Below are 4,473 nucleotides of genomic sequence, written 5' to 3'. Positions count from 1 at the left end.
AGCTCGGTGATCGGCGTCGAAGAGATCACGCCGTCGGAGACGAAATCGTACGGCATCGTCGACGGCAAGGAATGGGAAGAGTCGATCATCAAGATGTCGGCGATCGTCGAGAAGCCGGCTCCGGAAGTCGCGCCGTCGAACCTCGGCGTCGTCGGCCGCTACATCCTCAAGCCGCGGATCTTCCAGCATCTGCGCGCGCTGAAGCCCGGCGCGGGCGGCGAACTGCAACTGACCGACGCGATCCAGGCGCTGCTCGCCGACGAGCAGGTGCTGGCCTACAAGTATCAGGGCACGCGCTACGATTGCGGCAGCAAGCTCGGCTACCTGAAGGCGACGGTGGAATTCGCGCTGCGCCACCCGGAAGTCGCGAGCGAGTTCGACGAATACCTGCGCACGCGCAACGGTACGCAACCGGCCGCATGAGCGGCACGGGCCCGCCGCGCGCGAGCCCGGAAACATGATGGCCGCAACGCCTAGTGCGCGGCGGCCGGCTTCACCGAGACGACGCCCGGCATGCCGCCCGCGTCGTCTTTTTTCGTCTTGACGAGCCAGCCGTTGCCCGCGTCGAACGGCAGCTTCGCGAGCGCGCTCTTCACGAGCGCCGGCGCCGCGGCCTGCGAACCCGGCTCGCGGTCGCGCAGCGATGCCGACACGCGATAGACGTCGGCACCGCTCTTCGCATCGACAAAGCGCAGCGTCAGCATGTGGCGGTAAACCGTACCGGCGAACGACAGAAACGGTGCCGGCCCGTCGACCGCGGCACACGCGCCCTGCTCGCCGCCGCACTGTCCGGTCGACGCCGAGACCTGCGCAGGCTGCGTCGCATACGCGACCGACAGCCGGTAACGCGCCTCCTTGAGCGGCTGCACGTCGAAGCCGCGGTGCGCCAGTTCATCGCGCACCAGCGTCTCGATCTGCCGGTATTCCGCGTCGTCCGCCTGCGCGGCGCTGCGCGCGAAGCCGTAGCCATGCGCCCCCGACGCGAATGCCTCCGGCTGGCCGACCGCGCTCACGCCGGTCGTCACGCCCGCACAACCCGTCAAAAGCGCCGCCGCCAGCGCGGCTGCCGCCCATTCGATTTTCATAGCTTTCCCCAATGCTTGCCGCTGCCGCGCCCGGCCCTGTCAGGCAAGCGACTCATCAATCGTGGGCAGCGAAACCGTCACCGCGGTTCCCACGCCCACCTCGCTGTCGACCGACACGCTGCCGCCATGGCGCGTGACGACCGTCTTGACGAATGCCATGCCGAGTCCGGATCCGGAGATCTCCGGCCGCTCGCCGGCATGGAATCGCTTGAAACGTTCGAACAGATGCCGCTGATCTTCCGGTGCGATCCCGTACCCCTGATCGCGAATCGTACAAAACATCCGCTTCGATGCATGCTCGACCGACAGCGTGCACGTGATCACGGTCTCGGCCGGGCTGTACTTGACCGCATTGTTCAGCAGGTTCACGAACGCACGCGTCATCAGCGAGCGGTCGGCCTGCACCCAGCACATTTCGGTGCCGACGTCGGTGTCGATGCGGATCCGCTTGGCCTGCGCCTGTGGCCACACTTCGTCGCTCGCGTCGATCAGCACGTCGACGAAATTCGTCACCTCGAGCTGGTAGGCCTGCGATTCCGCGCGCGCCAGTTGCACGAACTCGTCGGCCAGCGACAGCGCGCGTTGCGCGTATCGCTCGATCCGCGCGAGCAGCCCGCGCATCTCGTCCGACTCGACACGCTGCCGCTCGATCTCGACGAGCGCGAGGATCGACGATTGCGGCGAGCGCATGTCGTGCGACAGCAGGTGCAGCGCCTCTTCGCGCTGACGCTCGACCGCGTGCAGTTCGGTCACGTCGACGAGGCCGGCGATCCAGCCAGTCACGCGGCCTTGCGCGTTCGTACACGGCGCGTAGCGTAGCAGATGATCGAGGCCGTCGCGGTCGCGCACCTCGATGCCGCGCTCCATCGCATCGCTCTCGGCTTCGAGCGTCGGATCGAGCGCCGCCGGCCAGTGACGGCGAATCTCGGCGTCGTGCTCGGCATTGCCGTCGACGGTCTTGACGAAGGTCAGCTCGCCGAGCGCGACGCGCAGCGCGCGCCCTTCCGGCAGCGGCAATGCGAGTCGCGACGCGTACCGTTTCGCGGCGTGATTCGCGATCAGGACCGCTCCGGTCAGATCGGTCACGAAGATCGGTTCCGGAATGCTGTCGAGACTGTCCCAGACGAAGCGCTTCATGTCCTGCACGCGCTGCGCCGCCTGCGCCATCAATGCCATCTGCTTTTCGAGCACGTCGCCGCCGAATTCCCCCCGCTTGCGCGGCGCCTCCGGCAGCAGATGCGGCTCATCGGCCAGCCGCTGCAGCTCGCGACGCAAGTACGACATCGTCATTTCGAGGCGCCGCCAGTTCCAGATCGGGTACACGGCGATCAAGCCGAAAATCGCGGGCGCAGGCGACAGCCAGACCCGGCCTTCGTAGAGCAGCGCCGCGCTTGCGACCACGGCGAGCGCGGCGAGACTCAGCGTCAGCAGCAGCGCGCGCCACGGCGACAGCATCAGGAAGCCGGCCAGCAACACCGCCAGCGGCAACAGCGACGTTGCGAACAATCCGGCGCGCGACACCGGCGAGATCGCGCGCCCGGTCGTCAGCATGTCGAGCACGCCGGCGTGGATGTACACCCCGGCAAGCGGCCCGTAGTCGCCGGACACCGGCGTCGCGAAGCGGTCGTACAATCCGGCTGCCGTCACGCCGACGACAACCAGCTTGCCGCGCAGCGCATCGGGCGAAACGCGGCCTTCGATCACGTCGACGAACGACAGCGTCGGATAAGCGGGGGTATTGCGGCTGAACGGAATCAGATAACGGCCCTCGCCGCTTGCGTCGCGCGACAGGTCGTGTGCGCGTGCACCCGGTGCAGCATCGGCCGGATGCAGCTTGCCGGACTCGATCGCCTCGAACACAGGCACCATGATCTGCGGCCAGCGCGTCCTGCCGTCGCTTTCGAACAGCGCGACACTGCGCACGATGCCGTCCGGATCGACTTCGAGATTGATGTGGCCGAGGCCGGCCGCGCGCGCGGCGAGCGCCGGCACCGGCGGATCGACCGCACGCGTGCCGTTCGCGCGCTCGGGGCTCAGCAGCACCGGCAGGAAAGTCGGCACACGCGCGAGGCCGTCGGCGAACGCGCGGTCTTCCGGCGACGGTTCGGTAAACAGCACGTCGTAGACCACCGCGGCCGGCTGCGCATGCGCAAGCGTATCGAGCAGCCGCGCGTGCACGCTGCGCGGCCAGGGCCAGCGACCGAGCGCCGCGACGCTCGGATTGTCGATATCGACGATCACGATGTCGGGCGCAAGCGGCAGGCTGCGCAACATCAGCAGCCGGTCGTAGATCAGACCGTCGACGCTTTGCGACGCGCGGCTGATCGCACAGGCGAGCACCACCGCGATCCCGAGACAGCCGATGGCGATCCATTCGGCAAGGAAGCGCCGGCCGAGCCGCCGCCGAGGCGAAACGGAATCGGGTCTCATGTGCCGCAGATCAGCGCGACAACGTAAACGCGCTGACCGGACCGGTCTTCTCGTAGAAGCGGCCGCCTTCGTATTCCTCGATGGTCACGGCCCAGAAGTACTCGCCCGGCGGCAGATGCGCGACCGTGACCTGCCGCGCCTGCAGACCAACCTGATCGACGACAGGCGCACGCAGATCCTTCGACTTCGACAGGACGAACCGGTAGCGCGTATTCGCACCCGCGCCATTCGGCGACCAGCGGAACACGTAGCCTCCCGCGCCAGGCGTCGCGGTCGCATCGAGCCCCATCTGGCGGCGCTCGAACGCATAGGTGCGCGGCATCCCCTCGAGACCGTTCTCGTCGATCGCGGCGATCCGCACGAAGTGCATGCCGTTCGGCACGTGATGGAATACCGCGCGCTGCGTCTCGGTGCGCGTCTCGCTGAACAGGTCGAGCAGCCCGGCGTCATGCGCGAGCTGCACGTGATACGCGCGCGCGTTCGCGAGCGGCGCAAGATCGAACGCGACGTCCGGCTCGTCCTGCACCTTGTCCGGATTCGCAAGCGCCGGCGGGGGCAGCAGTTGCACGGGCGCGCCGACCTTGCCGGCCGACGTCGCGACGCTGCCGAAGTTTGCATGCACGAGCGTGGCGTCGGCCTGACGCTTGCCGCCCGCGACGCCCACCGTGCCGTCGAGCACCTCGACGCGCGTCGCCGCGTTGCCGGCGGCATCGTAGTTGACCCGGAAGCGCGTGCCGCGCACCCCTGCGACCACCGACGGCGAGCGGATCTGGAAACGGTCGTCGCGCTTCTTCAGATGCGTGACCTCGCTTTCGATCTCGCCGCGGCGCAGTTCGAACACGCGATCGAGCGTGCCGGTCAGCACCGTGCGGCGCAGCGTCGTCAGGTCGAGCTGGCTGTCGGGCGGAATGCTTATGTGCGTGCCGTCGGCCAGTTCGAGCGTCACGAACCCGTTTGC

Annotated in this window: 4 protein-coding genes; 1 reads left to right on the top strand and 3 read right to left on the bottom strand. The window is 68.0% G+C overall.

Features of this window, described 5'->3' with window-relative positions:
- Positions 1-423: sugar phosphate nucleotidyltransferase (locus tag KH616_RS21845; protein WP_292250726.1), on the top strand; the 423-nt coding region annotated here is incomplete at its 5' end.
- Positions 424-473: 50 nt separating this feature from the next.
- Here the strand turns inward: KH616_RS21845 and KH616_RS21840 are convergent.
- From KH616_RS21840 to KH616_RS21830, 3 genes are all read right to left on the bottom strand, one after another.
- Entirely contained in the window at positions 474-1,085 is a 612-nt protein-coding gene (locus KH616_RS21840) for a DUF4136 domain-containing protein (protein WP_292250724.1), read from the bottom strand.
- Between the two features lie 39 nt (positions 1,086-1,124).
- A complete protein-coding gene (locus KH616_RS21835; protein ID WP_292250722.1) occupies positions 1,125-3,515 on the bottom strand; it encodes a CHASE2 domain-containing protein in 2,391 nt (796 codons plus the stop codon).
- A gap of 10 nt (positions 3,516-3,525) precedes the next feature.
- Positions 3,526-4,473, bottom strand: a 948-nt coding sequence (locus KH616_RS21830; protein WP_292250721.1) for a FecR domain-containing protein, incomplete at its 5' end; no start/stop codon positions are given.

It is taken from the genome of Burkholderia sp. (assembly GCF_018375725.1).
GTDB lineage: Bacteria > Pseudomonadota > Gammaproteobacteria > Burkholderiales > Burkholderiaceae > Burkholderia.
This window is presented reverse-complemented; position numbering and strand designations above follow the sequence as displayed.

What these genes read in the sequence shown, in the direction of transcription:
- KH616_RS21840 (WP_292250724.1), bottom strand. Translation starts at nt 1,085, where the DNA reads ATGAAAATCGAATGGGCGGCAGCCGCGCTGGCGGCGGCGCTTTTGACG.
- KH616_RS21835 (WP_292250722.1), bottom strand. Translation starts at nt 3,515, where the DNA reads ATGAGACCCGATTCCGTTTCGCCTCGGCGGCGGCTCGGCCGGCGCTTC.